Genomic DNA, 261 nt, shown 5'->3' on the forward strand with positions numbered 1-261 from the left:
TATTTACAGTGGTTCAAATCAAAGCTACGGTGGGGTGGTTTCTGGGACTGGCGTGTTTGAAAAGAGCGGCAGCGGCGTTTTGACGCTGAATTCCCCCCAGGACTACACCGGGCCTACCATCATTAGCGGAGGCACTTTAAAGTTGTCTGTCCCGATTTCCCTGGCCATCGCCAACCCCAGCTTTGAGAGCTATGGAACCCTAGGGGGAGGCTCCTACGGCTACCAGCCGGGTGGTGCAAGTTGGACATTTGTAGGTCAGGC

Annotated in this window: 1 protein-coding gene; it reads left to right on the forward strand. The window is 55.2% G+C overall.

Translation table 11 applies throughout. From position 1 onward, the window contains the following. Nucleotides 1-79 precede the first annotated feature (79 nt). Nucleotides 80-261 (forward strand): hypothetical protein (locus Q4563_RS20660; RefSeq protein WP_303605847.1); only part of this gene is annotated, 182 nt, incomplete at its 3' end.

It is taken from the genome of Gilvimarinus sp. 1_MG-2023 (genome assembly GCF_030548285.1).